We start from the raw sequence: 17,814 nt of genomic DNA on the forward strand, positions 1-17,814 counted from the left end.
AACGAAGGCAATCAAAACCTATTGGTGAAAGATCGTCAAGCGCAGGACTGCAAATTTTTGCAGGGTGCTCGAAGACACCCTCAAACAAATGTGGGAGCTGGCTTGCCTGCGATAGCGGATTGTCAGGCGACATCCATGTTGAATGTCAGACAGCTATCGCAGGCAAGCCAGCTCCCACAGGGAATAGCATCAACTGGTCGGGTTGTGGATAACTCAGGTCTTCTTGATTTTGACCGGGCGTTTCCAACCGTCGATGTTGCGCTGACGGGCGCGGGCCACCGCCAGTTGAGACTTATCCACATCCTGATTGATGGTGGACCCCGCAGCGGTGTTGGATCCGTCGCCGATGGTGACGGGTGCAATCAGCGAGTTATTCGAGCCGATGAATACGTCCTCACCGATCGTCGTCTGATACTTGTTCGCGCCATCGTAGTTGCAGGTGATCGCACCCGCACCGATGTTGCTGCGAGCACCGATGACCGCATCACCGAGATAAGCCAAGTGGCCTGCCTTGGCATCGTCGCCCATGCGCGCATTTTTCAGTTCAACGAAGTTACCCACATGTGCCCTGGCGCCCAGCACGCTGCCGGGACGCAAGCGCGCAAACGGGCCGGCATCGCTGCCCTCGCCCATCACTGCACCGTCGATATGGCTGTTGGCTTTGATCACCACGCCTTTGCGCAGGGTGCTGTCCTTGATCACGCAGTTCGGGCCAATCACCACGTCGTCTTCGATGATCACGCGGCCTTCGAGGATCACGTTGATGTCGATCAGCACGTCGCGGCCTACAGTGACTTCGCCGCGCACATCGAAACGTGCCGGGTCGCGCAAGGTTACGCCTTGGGCCATGAGGCGGCGGCCTTCGCGCAGTTGGTAGTGGCGCTCAAGCTCCGCAAGCTGCTTGCGGTCATTGGCGCCCTGCACTTCCATCGGGTCATGGGGCTGCTCGGTGGCGACCAGCAGGCCATCACTCACGGCCATCTCGATCACGTCGGTGAGGTAGTACTCGCCCTGGACGTTGTTGTTGGACAGGCGGCTCATCCAGTCAGCAAGATTATTGGCAGGGACGGCGAGAATCCCGGTGTTGCCTTCGGTAATCGCGCGCTGCGCTGGCGTGGCATCTTTGTGTTCGACGATGGCCGCAACCTTGCCGTCGGCGGTGCGCACGATGCGGCCATAGCCGGTGGGGTCATCCAGCTCAACGGTCAGCAGGCCCATCTGGCCGGGTACTACCTGCTTGAGCAGGCGTTGCAGGGTTTCCACTTCGATCAACGGCACGTCGCCGTAAAGGATCAGCACGGTGTCGGCGGTGATGAACGGCACGGCTTGCGCGGTGGCGTGGCCGGTGCCGAGTTGTTTGTCCTGCAAAACGAAATTCAGGTCATCTGCGGCCAGGCGTTCACGCACCACATCGGCGCCGTGGCCGATCACCACGTGAATCCGCTGCGGGTCCAGTTGCCGGGCGCTGTGGATAACATGGCCGAGCATGGAATTGCCCGCGACCGGGTGCAGCACTTTGGGCAGGGCCGAACGCATGCGGGTGCCCTGACCTGCGGCGAGAATGACGATTTCGAGAGACATGAATGGCTACCAATCCTGGGCGGTCCGGCTTCAGACCAGAGAAGTGTTTTGCTAAAAAAGAAAAAGGGTAGCCGAGGCTACCCTTTTTAATCAATCGCGCATAAGCATGACGGCGTGGCCGCTTACTTCTTGCGCAACTGCTGGAGCGTGCGCAGCTGAGCTGCAGCCTCGGCCAGACGTACAGCAGCAGCGCTGTAGTCGAAGTCCGCGCCCTTTTCGTTCAGGGCCTTCTCGGCAGCCTTGACGGCTTCCTGAGCGGAGGCTTCATCCAGGTCGCCAGCACGTTGCACGGTGTCGGCAAGTACCTTGACCATGTTCGGCTGAACCTCGAGGAAACCACCAGAGATGTAAAACACCTCACGTTCCCCGCCTTGCTTGGTCAGAGTGATCGGACCTGGCTTCAAGCTGGTGATCAGCGGAGCATGACCCATGGCGATACCAAGATCGCCGAGGTCGCCGTGCGCTGTTACAAACTCTACCAGACCGGAGAAAATTTCCCCTTCCGCGCTGACGATATCGCAATGGACTGTCATAGCCATCTGATTGCCTCAACCTGATGAGCGCCCGTTGCCGGGCGCCGGGATTACAGTTTCTTGGCTTTCTCGATCGCTTCTTCGATGCCGCCGACCATGTAGAACGCTTGTTCTGGCAGGTGGTCGTAGTCACCGTTGAGGATGCCTTTGAAGCCAGCAATGGTGTCTTTCAGGGAAACGTATTTACCCGAGGCACCGGTGAAGACTTCAGCCACGAAGAACGGCTGCGACAAGAAGCGCTGGATCTTACGAGCGCGGGATACCAACTGCTTGTCGGTTTCCGACAGCTCGTCCATACCCAGGATCGCAATGATGTCCTTCAGTTCTTTGTAACGCTGCAGCACGTACTGAACGCCGCGAGCGGTGTCGTAGTGCTCCTGGCCGATCACGTTCGGGTCCAGCTGGCGCGAAGTCGAGTCGAGTGGATCGACCGCTGGGTAGATACCCAGGGAAGCGATGTCACGGGACAGAACGACGGTGGCGTCCAAGTGGGCGAAGGTGGTCGCAGGCGATGGGTCAGTCAAGTCATCCGCAGGTACGTATACCGCTTGGATCGAGGTGATCGAACCTTCTTTGGTCGAAGTGATACGTTCTTGCAGAACGCCCATCTCTTCAGCCAGGGTCGGCTGGTAACCTACTGCCGAAGGCATACGGCCCAGCAGTGCGGATACTTCAGTACCGGCCAAGGTGTAACGGTAGATGTTGTCGACGAACAACAGAACGTCGTTACCTTCGTCACGGAACTTCTCGGCCATGGTCAGGCCGGTCAGTGCTACGCGCAGACGGTTACCCGGCGGCTCGTTCATCTGACCGTAAACCAGTGCCACTTTGTCCAGAACGTTGGAGTCCTTCATCTCGTGGTAGAAGTCGTTACCCTCACGAGTACGCTCACCCACACCGGCGAACACGGAATAACCGCTGTGCTCGATGGCGATGTTACGGATCAGTTCCATCATGTTTACGGTTTTGCCTACACCGGCACCACCGAACAGACCGACTTTACCGCCTTTGGCGAACGGGCAAACCAAGTCGATAACCTTGATGCCGGTTTCCAGCAGATCGTTGCCACCAGCTTGTTCGGCGAACGAAGGTGCTGGGCGGTGAATGCCCCAGCGCTCTTCGGTGTCGATTGGGCCAGCTTCGTCGATTGGGTTACCGAGTACGTCCATGATCCGGCCCAGGGTCGCTTTACCGACCGGTACGGAGATGGCAGCGCCAGTGTCCAGAACATCCAGACCGCGCTTCAAGCCTTCGGTGGAACCCATTGCAATGGTACGAACCACGCCGTCGCCCAGCTGCTGCTGAACTTCCAGAGTGGTGCCTGCATCGCTTTGTACTTTCAAAGCGTTGTAGATGCTCGGTACGCTGTCGCGTGGAAATTCCACGTCGATGACGGCGCCGATGATTTGAACGATACGTCCGCTACTCATAGCTGGATCCTCTGAATATTTGAACCGTTAAACCGCGGCAGCGCCGCCGACGATTTCCGAGATCTCTTGGGTGATCGCAGCCTGACGCGCCTTGTTGTAGATCAGCTGCAAATCGCTGATCAGATCACCGGCGTTATCGGTAGCGTTTTTCATCGCGATCATCCGCGCCGCTTGTTCAGCTGCGTTGTTCTCGACCACCGCCTGGTACACCTGCGACTCCACGTAGCGCACCATCAAGCCATCAAGCAGCTCTTTGGCGTCTGGTTCGTAGAGGTAGTCCCAGTGGTGCTTGAGTTCCTGATCCGGAGTCGCCACCAGTGGAATCAATTGCTCCACGGTTGGCTGCTGGGTCATGGTGTTGATGAACTTGTTGGATACCACGGACAGGCGGTCAATCCGGCCTTCCAGGTACGCATCCAGCATCACCTTCACACTGCCGATCAAATCATTGATCGACGGCTCTTCACCCAGGTGGCTGATAGCTGCAACGACGTTACCGCCGAAGTTACGGAAAAAGGCCGCACCCTTGCTACCAACAACACACAGATCGATCTCGACGCCGTTTTCGCGGTTTACCGCCATGTCCTTGACCAGGGCCTTGAACAGGTTGGTATTCAGACCACCGCACAAACCACGGTCACTGCTCACTACCACATAACCCACACGCTTAACGTCGCGGTCGATCATGAACGGGTGGCGGTATTCCGGGTTGGCGTTGGCCAAATGCCCAATTACCTGGCGGATACGATCCGCATAAGGACGGCTAGCAGCCATGCGCATTTGTGCCTTGCGCATTTTGCTGACCGCCACTTTTTCCATGGCGCTGGTAATCTTTTGCGTGCTTTTGATGCTCGCAATCTTACTGCGAATCTCTTTTGCGCCTGCCATGTAACACCTATCAGGTTAGCAAGCGGGAGCCTTGCGGCTCCCGCTGCGGCTTACCAGGTTTGGGTGGCCTTGAACTTCTCGATACCGGCTTTCATGCCAGCATCGATATCGTCATTGAAGTCACCCTTCACGTTGATCTTCGCCATCAATTCGGCGTGATCGCGGTTGAAGTAAGCAATCAGCGCTTGTTCAAAGCTGCCGACCTTGGTGATTTCAACGTCGGTCAGGAACCCACGCTCAGCGGCATACAGCGACAACGCCATGTCAGCGATCGACATTGGGGCGTATTGCTTCTGCTTCATCAGCTCGGTAACGCGCTGACCATGCTCAAGTTGCTTACGGGTCGCTTCGTCCAGGTCAGAAGCGAACTGGGCGAATGCCGCCAGTTCACGGTACTGAGCCAGAGCGGTACGGATACCACCGGAGAGCTTCTTGATGATCTTGGTCTGAGCGGCACCACCCACACGGGATACCGAAACACCGGCGTTCACTGCAGGACGGATCCCGGAGTTAAACATGGCCGATTCCAGGAAGATCTGACCGTCGGTGATGGAAATCACGTTGGTCGGAACGAACGCGGAAACGTCGCCAGCCTGGGTTTCGATGATCGGCAGTGCGGTCAGGGAACCGGTTTTGCCGGTCACTGCGCCGTTGGTGAACTTCTCTACGTACTCTTCGGATACGCGGGATGCGCGCTCCAGCAGACGGGAGTGGAGATAGAACACGTCGCCTGGGTAAGCTTCACGGCCTGGTGGACGGCGCAGCAGCAGGGAAATCTGGCGGTAAGCCACTGCTTGCTTGGACAGATCGTCATAAACGATCAGCGCGTCTTCACCGCGGTCGCGGAAGAATTCACCCATGGTGCAACCGGAGTACGGTGCCAGGAATTGCAGCGCAGGAGATTCCGAAGCACTGGCAGCCACGATGATCGTGTTGGCCAGGGCGCCGTTTTCTTCCAGCTTGCGAACCACGTTGGCGATGGTCGATTGTTTCTGACCGATTGCAACGTAGACGCAGAAAATGCCGCTGTTCTTCTGGTTGATGATCGCGTCGATCGCCAGAGCGGTTTTACCGATCTGACGGTCACCGATGATCAGCTCACGCTGGCCACGGCCGACTGGGATCATGGCATCGACAGCCTTGTAGCCAGTCTGTACAGGCTGGTCTACCGACTTACGCCAGATCACGCCTGGAGCAACTTTCTCGACCGCATCGGTCTCGGTATTGTTCAGCGGACCTTTGCCGTCAACTGGGTTACCCAGTGCGTCGACTACGCGGCCCAGCAGTTCCTTACCAACCGGAACCTCCAGGATGCGGCCGGTGCACTTGGCGCTCATGCCTTCAGCCAGACTGGTGTACGCGCCCAATACAACGGCACCTACGGAGTCTTGCTCCAGGTTGAGAGCCATACCGTAGACGCCGCCCGGAAACTCGATCATCTCGCCGTACATTACGTCGGCCAGACCGTGAATCCGCACGATGCCGTCAGATACGCTGACGACAGTGCCTTCGTTACGGGCTTGGGAGGTCACATCGAGCTTGTCGATGCGGCCCTTGATAATTTCACTTATTTCGGAAGGATTGAGTTGCTGCATTGCTCTGCTGCCCCTTCAAACTCAAGATTTCAATGCTTCGGCAAGATTCGCGAGTTTGCCGCGAATCGAGCCATCGATAACCAGGTCGCCGGCGCGAATGATGACACCACCAATCAGGGTGGCATCCTCCGCAACTTGCAGGCGCACTTCCCGGTCGAGTCGTGCACTGAGAACCTTGGCGAGTTTGTCTTGCTGTTCTTGGTTCAATGCGAAAGCACTGGTCACTTCAACGTCTACCGACTTCTCTTGCTCGGCCTTGTACAGGTCGAACAGAGCGGCGATCTCCGGCAAAAGCGGGAGACGGTCGTTTTCGGCAACGACGTGGATGAAGTTCTGCACTTTCACATCAAACTTGTCGCCGCACACGTCAATAAACGTGGCGGCCTTGTCTGCGCTCGTCAGTCGCGGGGCCTTGAGCACGCGCTGCATGGTGTCGTCTTGCGACACTGCTGCAGCCAGGCCGAGCATGGCTGACCAAGAGGCCAGCTGCTGGTGGGCCTGGGCGTGCTCGAAGGCTGCCTTAGCGTAAGGTCGGGCCAACGTGGTCAATTCTGCCATGATCGCCCTCGCTTAAATTTCAGCAGCCAGTTTGTTTACCAGCTCCGCGTGCGCGTTTTGATCGATTGTGGCACCCAGGATCTTCTCAGCACCGCCGACGGCCAGAGCACCCAATTGGGCACGCAGCGCATCTTTGACACCGTTCAGTTCCTGCTCGATCTCGGCCTGAGCCTGAACCTTCACACGGTCAGCGTCGATACGGGCTTTTTCAACAGCCTCTTCAACGATCTGATTACCGCGTTTCTTGGCTTGCTCAATGATTTCAGCTGCCTGTGCCTTAGCATCGCGCAGTTGATGGCCCGCTTTCTCTTGGGCCAACTCCAGGTCGCGAGCTGCACGGGTGGCAGCGTCCAGTCCATCCGCGATCTTCTTTTGACGTTCATGCAAAGCTGCGATGACCGGAGGCCATACGAACTTCATGCAGAAAACGACAAAAATCAAGAACGCTAAGGACTGACCAATAATGGTTGCATTAATGTTCACGCCAATACCTCGCTCGTTCGTTGCACAACACACCAATCACTCGAAAAAACGAGTGATTAACCGGCGAGTTGACCAACGAAGGGGTTCGCGAAGGTGAAGAACAGAGCGATACCAACACCGATCATGGTCACAGCGTCGAGCAGGCCGGCAACGATGAACATTTTAACTTGCAGCATTGGCACCATTTCTGGCTGACGCGCTGCGCCTTCCAGGAACTTGCCGCCGAGCAGGCCGAAACCAATGGCAGTACCCAGGGCGCCCAGGCCGATCAACAGTGCAACAGCGATAGCGGTTAGACCAACTACAGTTTCCATCTTTCCTCCCGACTTTTACGTCGTATGGTTTAGGTTTTTTAGATTTTAAAGCGGTAAAACAAATCGTTTCATAGCCCTGTTGGGCCACCTTCCCGTGTTACCGGGAAGGACATCAGACTAGTCGAGACTGGTCTTAATGGTTCTCTTCGTGCGCCATCGACAGGTAGACGATGGTCAGCATCATGAAGATGAAGGCCTGCAGGGTGATGATCAGGATGTGGAACACAGCCCACGCCCACTGCAGAACAATGCCCAGGCCGCTAAGCCAGAGCAGGCCGCTGCCGAACATCACAGCGATCAGAATGAACACCAGCTCGCCGGCATACATGTTGCCGAACAGTCGCAGGGCCAGGGAAATTGGCTTGGCGATCAGGGTCACAAATTCCAGCAGGAAGTTCACCGGGATCAGCAGGGCTTGAACAAAGATGTTCTTGCTGCCGAACGGGTGCAGGGTCAGTTCGCCGATGAAACCGCCGATGCCCTTGATCTTGATGCTGTAGAAAATGATCAACGCGAACACCGACAGGGCCATGCCCAGGGTAGCGTTCGGGTCAGTAGTCGATACGGCACGGAATGGAATGTGCGGGTCGCCGGAAATCGCCATGGCCAACTGAGGAATCCAGTCCACCGGGATCAGGTCGACGGCGTTCATCAGGAACACCCAGACGAAGATGGTCAGTGCCAGCGGCGCAATCACCGGGCTGCGGCCATGGAAGCTGTCTTTCACGCTGCCATCGACGAATTCGACCAATACTTCAACGAAGTTCTGCAAAGCACCTGGCTGACCGGAAGTCGCCTTCTTTGCCGCCATGCGGAAAATCAGGACGAAGATCAGACCCAATGCGACCGACCAGCCCAGAGTATCCAGGTGGAAAGCCCAGAAGCCCATTTCTTTGGCTTCTGCTGCGGAGTGGGCGAAGCCCCAGCCGCCGTTGGGAAGCTGACCGAAGGTCAGGTTCTGCAAGTGGTGCTGGATATAGCCCGAAGCGGTTGTTTCTGCCATGGTTGCCTCAAACGCCCTAAGGTTTCGAAAGTCTTGTTTTCATTAGCAGGGGAGCGAACCAGCTGACCAGTTGGGTCAACACGAAGACGCCGAATACAGCCAGCGGCGCCAATGGCTTCACACCTGCAAAGGTCAGTGCAAACAGCACTGCCGTCAAAATCAGTTTCCCTGCTTCGCCGGCATAAAAAGACCGGACGATAGCCTGGGCTGCTCGGGCGCCGGAAAACCGAAAGGCCCTATGAGCAAAATACATATTGGGCAGCAAGGCTATCAGGCCTCCGCAGAGTCCTGAATATCCGGCTACGACTCCATGCCAATACCAAAGCGCCAATGCGGCGATCAGCAAAATAACAAATTGAGCCAATAAAACCGGGAAAACGGCCAAGCGATGGAACGGCAACGTGTTTGGCGTGCGGGTTTCCATCACTCTTGCTCCTCAATGGTCGGCTGCCGAGAATCAATAACTTGGCATAATTTGTGCCGACAAAATGCGCGCAGAGTATAGGGGCGGTTCTGCCCCTATTCAACTGTCAGGTAGTGTTTTCCGATCACACGCTACATAAGCAAATGTTTCAGCGGATGTGGGCAAGGACGCCCTGAAGCTCATCGAGTGAGTTATATCCGATGACTAATTGCCCCTTGCCTTTCTTGCCGTGGCGAATTTGCACCGCAGAGCCCAGGCGCTCAGCCAGGCGCTGCTCGAGGCGCGCGATGTCCGGATCAGGTTTGGCGGTTTCGACCGGTGCAGGTTTACCGCTGAGCCATTGGCGAACTAAAGCCTCAGTCTGACGAACGGTAAGGCCTCGTGCGACAACGTGTCGCGCCCCTTCAACCTGTTGATTTTCCGGCAAACCGAGCAAAGCACGGGCATGACCCATTTCCAGGTCGCCATGGGACAGCATGGTCTTGATGACTTCCGGCAGCGCAATCAGGCGCAACAAGTTGGACACGGTCACGCGGGACTTGCCCACTGCATCCGCGACTTCCTGCTGAGTCAGTTTGAATTCCTGCTGCAAACGCTGCAGGGCGATCGCTTCCTCGATTGGATTGAGGTCTTCACGCTGGATGTTCTCGATCAACGCCATGGCGATGGCGGTTTCGTCCGGCACATCGCGCACCATCGCCGGGATGGTGTCCTTGCCGGCCTGTTGGCTGGCACGCCAGCGGCGTTCACCGGCGATGATTTCAAAGCGACCACCGCCAATCGGGCGGACCACGATCGGCTGCATCACGCCCTGGGCCTTGATCGAATTGGCCAGTTCTTCCAGCGCCTGGGGGTCCATGTCCCGGCGTGGCTGGTATTTGCCGCGCTGGATCAGGTCCAGCGGCAGGTGTTGCAGCTCGCGCTCGTCGGCCTGCACCGCTTGTTCTTCAAGCGAAGTGACAGTCGGACCACTCAGCAGTGCATCCAGTCCACGTCCGAGACCTCGTTTCTTGACGGCCATGGGGGTTCCTTAAGTTGGCTGGGCTGCAGCGGTGCGTGAGTTACGGCGTTGACGGCGAACCATCTCGCCAGCCAGCGCCAGGTAGGCAATGGCTCCACGCGATGATTTGTCGTACGCCAGCGCGGGCATGCCATAGCTTGGCGCTTCGGCCAAACGGATGTTGCGTGGGATCACGGTGTCGTAAAGCTGTTCGCCAAAGTGTTCCTTGAGCTGCGCCGACACATCGTTCATCAGGCTCAGGCGCGGGTCGTACATGGTCCGCAGCAGGCCTTCGATTTTCAGGTTGGGGTTGAGCAACTCAGCGATACGCTTGATGTTATCCACAAGGTCGCTCAAGCCTTCGAGCGCGAAGTACTCGCACTGCATGGGGATAATCACCCCATCTGCCGCGACCAAAGCGTTCAACGTGAGCATCGACAGCGACGGAGGGCAGTCGATCAAAATGTAATCGTAGTTCTCGCGGATCGGCGCCAGGGCGCTGCGCAGACGGCTTTCTTTCATCTGCATTTCCAGCAGCACCACTTCCGCCGCGGTCAAATCGCGGTTGGCCGGCAGCAGTTGATAACCGCCGTGCTCGGAGTAGTGCATGGCCTGGGCCAGGTCGCACTCGCCAATCAGCAAGTCATAGACCGAGTTTTCCAGGCCGTGTTTATCCACACCGCTACCCATGGTGGCGTTGCCCTGTGGATCGAGATCGATCAACAGCACCCGGCGCTTGGTCGCGACCAGGGATGCTGCGAGGTTGATGCAGGTGGTGGTTTTGCCCACGCCACCTTTCTGGTTCGCTATCGCGAATACCTTAGCCATTCTTGCTTGTGTTCCCAATCATGCCGTGCGGCGCAGTATCAGCAGATGGCGTTGGCCTTGGCAACCGGGTACGGCCAAGGCGTGTTCGCTATCGAGGTGGAAGTCTGCCGGCAATGCTAACAGCTCGTCGCTTGGATGAACGCCCTTCATTGCCAGCCAACGGGTGTCGCGGTCGCCTAAGTGGCGGGTCCAGTTGCTGAAGTTCTCCATGCTGCTGAATGCCCGGGAAACAATTCCGTTGAAGGGCTGCTGCGGCGTGAAGGCTTCGACGCGACTGTGGATAACTTGAAGGTTATCCAGCTTGAGTTCGAGTTTGACCTGGGTCAGGAAGCGGGTTTTCTTGCCGTTGCTGTCCAGGCACGTGACTTGCGACTCTGGAAACAGGATGGCCAACGGGATGCCAGGCATGCCGCCGCCACTGCCAACGTCCAGCCAGCGGCCGTTTTCGATAAACGGCATCACGCTCAGGCTGTCGAGCAAATGACGCGAGACCATTTCGTTCGGGTCGCGCACCGCCGTCAGGTTGTAAGCCTTGTTCCATTTGATCAACAGGGCCAGGTAGCCCAGCAGCAACTCATGCTGGGCATCGGTCAAGTGCACACCCAACTGGCGTGCACCTGTGGATAACTCTTCGGCGTGTTGCGAGGTGACCAACGAACTCAAGCGCTTTGCTCCAACTGACGGCCCGCGCCGCGTTTTTTCAAATGAATCATCAACAGCGAAATGGCTGCCGGGGTGACGCCGGGAATACGTGAAGCCTGGCCGAGTGTCTCCGGCCGAGTTATCCCCAGCTTGCTTTGGATTTCTTTCGACAGCCCGGAAATCCCGGTGTAGTCGATATCCACAGGCAGCTTGGTGTCTTCACTGGCGCGCAGGCGAGCGATCTCATCCTGTTGGCGGTCAATGTAACCGGCGTATTTGGTCTTGATTTCAACTTGCTCGGCGACCTGTGGGTCTTCTGCGCCGTGGCCAGTCACTTCGACCAAACCAGCGTAGTCGATTTCCGGACGGGACAGCAGGTTTAGCAAGTTGTATTCGTGGGTCAGCGGCGTGCCGAATTTTTCGGCAATCGCGTCGCCCTGCTCGGTGCCCGGGCGAACCCAGGTACTTTTCAGGCGCTGCTCTTCCAGCGTGATGCTTTCGCGTTTTTTGCAGAAAGCGGCCCAGCGTGCGTCATCGACCAAGCCCAACTCGCGACCTTTTTCGGTCAGGCGTAGGTCGGCGTTGTCTTCACGCAGGATCAGGCGATATTCCGCCCGGGAGGTGAACATCCGGTACGGTTCCTGGGTGCCCAGGGTAATCAGGTCGTCAACCAACACGCCGATGTACGCCTCATCGCGACGCGGGCACCAGCTGTCTTTGCCCTGTGCACGCAGTGCCGCGTTGGTCCCGGCCAGCAAACCTTGGGCGCCGGCTTCTTCGTAACCGGTGGTGCCGTTGATTTGCCCAGCGAAGAACAGGCCGCCGATCACTTTGGTTTCCAGGCTGTACTTGAGGTCACGCGGGTCGAAGTAGTCGTACTCGATGGCGTAGCCAGGGCGAACGATGTGCGCGTTTTCCATACCGCGAATCGACTGCACGATCTGGATTTGCACGTCGAACGGCAGGGACGTGGAAATTCCGTTCGGGTACAGCTCGTGAGTGGTCAAGCCTTCGGGTTCGATGAAGACTTGGTGGCTTTCCTTGTCGGCAAAGCGGTGGATCTTGTCTTCAATCGATGGGCAGTAACGCGGGCCAATGCCTTCGATCACCCCGGAATACATCGGCGAACGGTCGAGGTTCGCGGCAATGATTTCGTGGGTTCGGGCGTTGGTGTGGGTAATCCAGCAGCTCACCTGTTTGGGGTGCTGCTCTTTGGAACCCATGAACGACATCACCGGGATCGGTGTATCGCCGGCTTGTTCGGTCATCACCGAGAAATCCACAGAACGCCCGTCGATACGCGGCGGGGTCCCGGTTTTCAGGCGGCCGACGCGCAGCGGCAATTCACGCAGGCGTTTTGCCAGGGCAATCGACGGCGGGTCACCAGCGCGGCCACCGGAATAGTTCTGCATACCGATGTGGATAAGTCCGCCGAGGAACGTACCGGTGGTCAACACCACGGATTCTGCGAGAAAACGCAGGCCCATTTGGGTGACTACACCGCGTACCTGATCCTGTTCGACGATCAGGTCATCCGCTGCTTGCTGAAATATCCACAGGTTCGGCTGGTTTTCCAGGGTTTCACGTACCGCGGCCTTGTACAGGATGCGGTCTGCCTGTGCCCGAGTAGCCCGTACGGCCGGGCCTTTGCGGCTGTTGAGCACGCGAAATTGAATACCACCTTTGTCGGTAGCCGTGGCCATGACGCCGCCCAGGGCATCGATTTCCTTGACCAGGTGGCTTTTGCCGATCCCGCCAATGGCGGGGTTGCAACTCATGGCACCGAGGGTTTCCACGTTGTGCGTCAGCAACAGGGTTTTGACGCCCATGCGTGCTGAGGCCAGTGCTGCCTCGGTACCGGCATGACCGCCGCCGATGACGATCACTTCAAAACGGGAAGGGAAATCCACCACGCACCTCGTGCCTGCTTATGTAGGTAATTAGGAATTGATTGGTTGAGCTGGTTTTAGAGCAATGGCCGCAAGTATAGGGACTTAGCCCTTCCTAAAGAACCCTTTGCACAAAATTTAACCAGCTGTGGATGAATCACAGACAATAGAAATTAAAAGAGAGAACTTTATAAGCTCTTTGTTTTTATGTTTATTTCTACTGAGCCTACTTTCTGTGGATAGATCTCTACAGCCCTTTATTTACGTTGTGTACAGAGATTCAAAAGTCTGTGGTCATGTGCCAATGAGGCCCTTGGATAAGTGCTTTAAGCCTGTGGATTAAACAGGTGGTTATCCACAAGGGGGTTTTTACTCAGGTTTCAAGCCCTGTTATCAACTGGGCACAGGGGCGGTTATTCACAGGGCTTAATCCACAGAAAAGTGCTCACGCGACCAAATAACGCCCACGCAAAAACCGCCACAACCTGGGTGGTGAATCAGAAGATGCAATGGAATGCCCTCAAGCGGGCGAAACAGACAGGCGCGAATGGCCTGTCTGTGGACAACGAAGGGTTATTTACCGATACAGAAGCTGGAAAAGATCCGCCCCAGCAAATCATCTGAGCTGAATGCGCCAGTGATCTCACCCAACAGCTGCTGCGCCTGACGTAAATCCTCAGCCAGCAGCTCCCCTGCCCCCGCCAAGGTCAGCTGTGCCCGACCGTGCTCCAACGCCGCGCTGGCATGGCGTAGCGCCTCCAGGTGCCTGCGGCGTGCACTGAAGCTGCTTTCCGAGGTTTGCTCATAGCCCATGCAGGCCTTGAGGTGGTCGCGCAGCAATTCCAGACCATCGCCGGCCGACTTTGCACTCAGGCTGATGGTGACGTGGCCATCCTCGCTGGTTTCCATGGCGATGGCTTCACCCGTCAGGTCGGCCTTGTTACGGATCAACGTCACGTTGGCCGGGTCCGGCCGCTGCTCGAGGAATTCCGGCCACAAGGCAAAAGGATCCACAGCCTCTGGCGCCGTGGCATCCACCACCAGCAGCACCCGATCTGCTTCGCCAATGGCCTTGAGGGCGCGTTCTACCCCGATCTTTTCCACCTGGTCATCGGTGTCGCGCAAACCGGCAGTGTCGACCACGTGCAGCGGCATGCCGTCGATGTGGATATGTTCACGCAGAATATCCCGGGTGGTGCCGGCAATCTCGGTAACGATGGCCGCCTCGCGACCTGCCAGGGCATTCAGTAGGCTCGACTTGCCGGCATTCGGTCGGCCGGCAATCACCACCGTCATACCGTCACGCAGCAGGGCGCCCTGCCCAGCTTCGCGCAGCACAGTGGATAACTCATCACGGACTTTATCCAGCATCGCCAGCACATGCCCATCGGCGAGGAAGTCGATTTCTTCCTCCGGAAAATCAATCGCGGCCTCGACGTAGATACGCAAGCTGATCAATTGCTCGGTCAGGTTATGCACACGCAATGAAAAGGCGCCCTGCAATGAGCGCAAAGCGTTGCGGGCTGCCTGTGCAGAACTCGCTTCGATCAAGTCGGCAATGGCTTCAGCCTGGGCCAGGTCGAGTTTGTCATTCAGGAATGCACGCTCACTGAATTCTCCCGGACGCGCCAAGCGGCAACCCAACTGCAGGCAGCGCTGCAGCAACATATCCAGCACAACCGGGCCGCCGTGGCCCTGAAGTTCCAGCACATCTTCACCGGTGAACGAGTTGGGGCCGGGAAAATACAGCGCCAAGCCTTCATCCAACACCGTTTCATCGGCATCCAGAAAGGGGCCGTAATGCGCGTATCGGGGTTTCAACTCGCGGCCGCTGATGGCCTGGGCTGCCACGCTGGCCAGCGGCCCGGAAATTCGAACGATACCGACACCGCCGCGACCTTGAGCGGTAGCGACAGCAGCGATGGTTTCACGAGGAGCGCTCATCAGCAGGTTCCAGAATAAAAGTGACGGAAAGCAAAACGCCCCACTAGGGGGCGTTTTGAGTGGTTATCCACAGAGTAAACTACGCCGCAGCTTTGGTAGCCGCTTCGATTTTACGCGTGATGTACCACTGTTGAGAGATCGACAACACGTTGTTGACCACCCAGTACAGCACCAGACCGGCTGGGAACCACAGGAAGAAGAAGGTGAAGATGATTGGCATCATTTTCATTACCTTGGCCTGCATCGGATCCGGCGGAGTCGGGTTCAAGCGCTGCTGGATGAACATGGTCGCGCCCATGATGATCGGCAGGATAAAGAACGGGTCTTTGATCGACAGGTCAGTTATCCACAGCATGAACGGAGCCTGGCGCATTTCCACGCTTTCCAGGAGAACCCAGTACAGCGACAGGAACACGGGCATCTGTACCAGAATCGGCAAGCATCCACCCAGCGGGTTGATCTTCTCTTTCTTGTACAGCTCCATCATGGCCTGCGACATTTTCTGCCGGTCATCACCATGTTGCTCTTTCAGAGCGGCCAGTTTCGGCGCCACAGCACGCATGCGCGCCATCGACTTGTAGCTGGCTGCCGACAGAGGGAAGAAGATCCCTTTGATCAGCATGGTCAGGAAGATGATCGAGAAACCCCAGTTACCGACGATGCTGTGGATATGTTGCAGCAGCCAGAAGATCGGCTGGGCAATGAACCACAGAATGCCGTAATCCACAGTCAGTTCGAGGCCTGGGGACAACTCTTTCAGTACAGCCTGGCTTTTCGGGCCGGCATACAGCGTGGCGCTGGTTTCAGCCTTGGCACCTGGCGCGACGGTCAACGCCGGGCCAGTAAAACCAATGATGTAGTTGCCTTGGCTGTCTTTGCGGGTTTGAACCAGGTTGGCTTCACCCTTGTTCGGGATCCATGCGGTCACGAAGTAGTGTTGCAACCAGGCAACCCAGCCGCCTTGTACAGTCTCTTTCAGCGAGCCCTTGTCGATATCTTTCATCGACACTTTTTTGTACGGCTCGCCACTTGTCCACAGGGCTGCGCCCAGGTAAGTCGCGGTGCCGGTGGCGGTGCTGGAAGAAGGATCGGCACTGTTGTCACGCTTGAGCTGGGCAAACAGGTTGCCCGTCCACGGTTTGGCGCTTTCGTTGTCGATCAGGTAAGTGACCTTCAAATCGTACAAACCACGGGTGAAGCTGAAACGTTTGATGTAGTTGACGCCGTCCTGACTGAATTTCAGGTCAACATTCAGCTGGTTCTGGCCATCAGCCAGTTGATAAGTCTTCTGTTCGGTCGAATAAACCGGACGACCGGTAGCACGAGCATCCGGACCGTCAGTGCCGGTCAGGCCACTTTGTGCCAGATAAGTACGTTCACCACCGTTGTCGAACAGTTGGAACGGTACATCTGGATGGTCTTGACGACGTGGATACAGCGGCAGTTTCAACTGCGCGATATCACCACCTTGTGGGTCGATAGCCAGGTCGAGCACATCCGTTTTCACGTGGATGAGGTCTTTGTTGGTGACCACTGGCGTTTCTAGAGGGGCGCTTGTCTCGCCATTCGCGCTGGGAACATCGGCACTCGCGGACGCATTGTTACCCAGCGGGGTGTCCGGAATAGCCGGCGCAGCCTGATTGGTAGCAACATTCTGAGTCGGCAGGGCAGCTTGGCCGTAGTCCTGGTTCCACTTAAGAACCATGACGTAGGACACGATTGCCAGGGCGACGATCAGGATCGTGCGTTTAATATCCATGATTACTCGGCCATCGAAGAAGAACGGGAGGTAGGGATAGGCGGAACCGGGTCATAACCACCGGGATTCCACGGATGACAGCGGCCTAAACGACGAAAGGCCAGCCAGCCACCGCGCAGAAGACCATGATTTTCTATGGCCTCTAACGCGTAGCAGGAACAACTGGGGTAGAAACGACAGTGGTCAGCCATCAGAGGACTAATGGCATAGCGGTAAAACTGGATCGGAACGAGGGCCAGTTTACGCATTGGTGCTGTCTACCCCTACAGTTTCGGTGCTGACTGCTGGTGCTGGCTTGTTGGTACGCGCCAAACGTTTCCAGAGCTTGCCGAAATGCTGAATCAATTCGGGGTTTTCTACGTCCCCCAAGCCTTTGCGCGCGACGATAACAATATCCCAACCAATCAGAGTTTCCTGGTGGAGGCGAAACGATTCGCGCATCAGACGCTTGAGGCGATTGCGCTCAACGGAGAGCTTTACGCTCTTCTTGCCGATCACCAACCCGAGACGGGGGTGATCCAGATCGTTGTTACGCGCAAGGAGCAGGAGATTTTTCCCCGGAACCTTGCCGGTGGGGGAGTCAAAGACTGCCTTGAAATGCCGGGGGGTTAGCAGACGCTTTTCCCGACTGAAGTCCTGACTCACCACCAGTACCGGATTATCAAACTGCCAGACGCGCACGACCTTTGGCGCGGCGACGCGACAGGACAGCACGGCCGTTCTTGGTAGCCATGCGAGCACGGAAGCCGTGAGTACGGGCGCGTTTGATGGTGCTTGGTTGGAAAGTACGTTTCATGGCGTTGTTACCTGGTTCGTCCACAACGGGCCGGAATGGCCCCCGTTTTAAGAGACCGGCGATTCTAGAGAAAGCAAGCCTCTAGGTCAATTTCCAACCAGCTTTTCCTTTAATTAGTTCTTCGCAGGCATTCCGGCCTTTTCTTCG

Annotated in this window: 19 protein-coding genes; all 19 read right to left on the bottom strand. The window is 57.0% G+C overall.

The genetic code is table 11. From position 1 onward, the window contains the following. Nucleotides 1–213: 213 nt before the first annotated feature. Nucleotides 214–1,581 carry a bifunctional UDP-N-acetylglucosamine diphosphorylase/glucosamine-1-phosphate N-acetyltransferase GlmU gene (gene glmU / locus GJU48_RS24725; protein WP_094949084.1) on the bottom strand — a complete coding sequence of 456 codons (1,368 nt, stop codon included), beginning with the start codon at nucleotides 1,579–1,581 and terminating at the stop codon, nucleotides 214–216. A 122-nt stretch (nucleotides 1,582–1,703) separates the two neighbouring features. Continuing rightward, the gene (locus GJU48_RS24730) at nucleotides 1,704–2,120 is read right to left on the bottom strand and encodes a F0F1 ATP synthase subunit epsilon (protein WP_094949085.1); all 417 of its coding nucleotides are present in this window, start codon (nucleotides 2,118–2,120) and stop codon (nucleotides 1,704–1,706) included. 44 nt (nucleotides 2,121–2,164) lie between these two features. After that, nucleotides 2,165–3,544, bottom strand: a complete 1,380-nt coding sequence (gene atpD / locus GJU48_RS24735) for a F0F1 ATP synthase subunit beta (RefSeq protein ID WP_083356001.1) — start codon at nucleotides 3,542–3,544, stop codon at nucleotides 2,165–2,167. Nucleotides 3,545–3,571: 27 nt separating this feature from the next. Beyond that, a complete protein-coding gene (gene atpG / locus GJU48_RS24740; protein WP_083356000.1) occupies nucleotides 3,572–4,432 on the bottom strand; it encodes a F0F1 ATP synthase subunit gamma in 861 nt (286 codons plus the stop codon). Nucleotides 4,433–4,482: 50 nt separating this feature from the next. Continuing rightward, nucleotides 4,483–6,027: a F0F1 ATP synthase subunit alpha gene (gene atpA / locus GJU48_RS24745; RefSeq protein WP_094949086.1), complete on the bottom strand. Its 1,545-nt coding sequence runs from the start codon at nucleotides 6,025–6,027 to the stop codon at nucleotides 4,483–4,485. 21 nt (nucleotides 6,028–6,048) lie between these two features. Continuing rightward, the gene (locus tag GJU48_RS24750; RefSeq protein WP_003213551.1) at nucleotides 6,049–6,585 is read right to left on the bottom strand and encodes a F0F1 ATP synthase subunit delta; all 537 of its coding nucleotides are present in this window, start codon (nucleotides 6,583–6,585) and stop codon (nucleotides 6,049–6,051) included. Between the two features lie 12 nt (nucleotides 6,586–6,597). Then, nucleotides 6,598–7,068: a F0F1 ATP synthase subunit B gene (locus GJU48_RS24755; protein ID WP_083355998.1), complete on the bottom strand. Its 471-nt coding sequence runs from the start codon at nucleotides 7,066–7,068 to the stop codon at nucleotides 6,598–6,600. A 56-nt stretch (nucleotides 7,069–7,124) separates the two neighbouring features. After that, nucleotides 7,125–7,382 carry a F0F1 ATP synthase subunit C gene (atpE, locus tag GJU48_RS24760; RefSeq protein WP_002555987.1) on the bottom strand — a complete coding sequence of 86 codons (258 nt, stop codon included), beginning with the start codon at nucleotides 7,380–7,382 and terminating at the stop codon, nucleotides 7,125–7,127. A 133-nt stretch (nucleotides 7,383–7,515) separates the two neighbouring features. Then, nucleotides 7,516–8,385, bottom strand: coding sequence for a F0F1 ATP synthase subunit A (gene atpB, locus GJU48_RS24765; protein ID WP_017736231.1), 870 nt, complete (start codon nucleotides 8,383–8,385; stop codon nucleotides 7,516–7,518). 16 nt (nucleotides 8,386–8,401) lie between these two features. Then, the gene (locus GJU48_RS24770; protein WP_010565865.1) at nucleotides 8,402–8,809 is read right to left on the bottom strand and encodes a F0F1 ATP synthase subunit I; all 408 of its coding nucleotides are present in this window, start codon (nucleotides 8,807–8,809) and stop codon (nucleotides 8,402–8,404) included. Nucleotides 8,810–8,957: 148 nt separating this feature from the next. After that, nucleotides 8,958–9,830 (bottom strand): ParB/RepB/Spo0J family partition protein, encoded by an 873-nt coding sequence (locus GJU48_RS24775; protein WP_094949087.1) that lies wholly within the window; start codon nucleotides 9,828–9,830, stop codon nucleotides 8,958–8,960. A gap of 9 nt (nucleotides 9,831–9,839) precedes the next feature. Beyond that, the gene (locus tag GJU48_RS24780) at nucleotides 9,840–10,637 is read right to left on the bottom strand and encodes a ParA family protein (protein ID WP_094949088.1); all 798 of its coding nucleotides are present in this window, start codon (nucleotides 10,635–10,637) and stop codon (nucleotides 9,840–9,842) included. Between the two features lie 18 nt (nucleotides 10,638–10,655). Continuing rightward, nucleotides 10,656–11,300: a 16S rRNA (guanine(527)-N(7))-methyltransferase RsmG gene (rsmG, locus tag GJU48_RS24785; RefSeq protein ID WP_094949089.1), complete on the bottom strand. Its 645-nt coding sequence runs from the start codon at nucleotides 11,298–11,300 to the stop codon at nucleotides 10,656–10,658. Then, nucleotides 11,297–13,189 (bottom strand): tRNA uridine-5-carboxymethylaminomethyl(34) synthesis enzyme MnmG, encoded by a 1,893-nt coding sequence (mnmG, locus tag GJU48_RS24790; RefSeq protein WP_094949098.1) that lies wholly within the window; start codon nucleotides 13,187–13,189, stop codon nucleotides 11,297–11,299. The genes rsmG and mnmG overlap by 4 nt, the downstream gene beginning before the upstream one ends. A gap of 552 nt (nucleotides 13,190–13,741) precedes the next feature. After that, nucleotides 13,742–15,112, bottom strand: a complete 1,371-nt coding sequence (gene mnmE / locus GJU48_RS24795; RefSeq protein ID WP_094949090.1) for a tRNA uridine-5-carboxymethylaminomethyl(34) synthesis GTPase MnmE — start codon at nucleotides 15,110–15,112, stop codon at nucleotides 13,742–13,744. Between the two features lie 79 nt (nucleotides 15,113–15,191). Next, on the bottom strand, nucleotides 15,192–16,871 hold the full coding sequence (yidC, locus tag GJU48_RS24800; RefSeq protein WP_094949091.1) for a membrane protein insertase YidC: 1,680 nt from the start codon (nucleotides 16,869–16,871) through the stop codon (nucleotides 15,192–15,194). A 2-nt stretch (nucleotides 16,872–16,873) separates the two neighbouring features. Next, entirely contained in the window at nucleotides 16,874–17,119 is a 246-nt protein-coding gene (gene yidD, locus GJU48_RS24805) for a membrane protein insertion efficiency factor YidD (RefSeq protein WP_083355989.1), read from the bottom strand. After that, on the bottom strand, nucleotides 17,112–17,516 hold the full coding sequence (gene rnpA / locus GJU48_RS24810; RefSeq protein WP_218193654.1) for a ribonuclease P protein component: 405 nt from the start codon (nucleotides 17,514–17,516) through the stop codon (nucleotides 17,112–17,114). The genes yidD and rnpA overlap by 8 nt, the downstream gene beginning before the upstream one ends. 16 nt (nucleotides 17,517–17,532) lie before the next feature. Then, entirely contained in the window at nucleotides 17,533–17,667 is a 135-nt protein-coding gene (rpmH, locus tag GJU48_RS24815; RefSeq protein WP_003213577.1) for a 50S ribosomal protein L34, read from the bottom strand. Nucleotides 17,668–17,814: the final 147 nt, after the last annotated feature.

The organism is Pseudomonas sp. IB20 (assembly GCF_009707325.1).
GTDB lineage: Bacteria > Pseudomonadota > Gammaproteobacteria > Pseudomonadales > Pseudomonadaceae > Aquipseudomonas.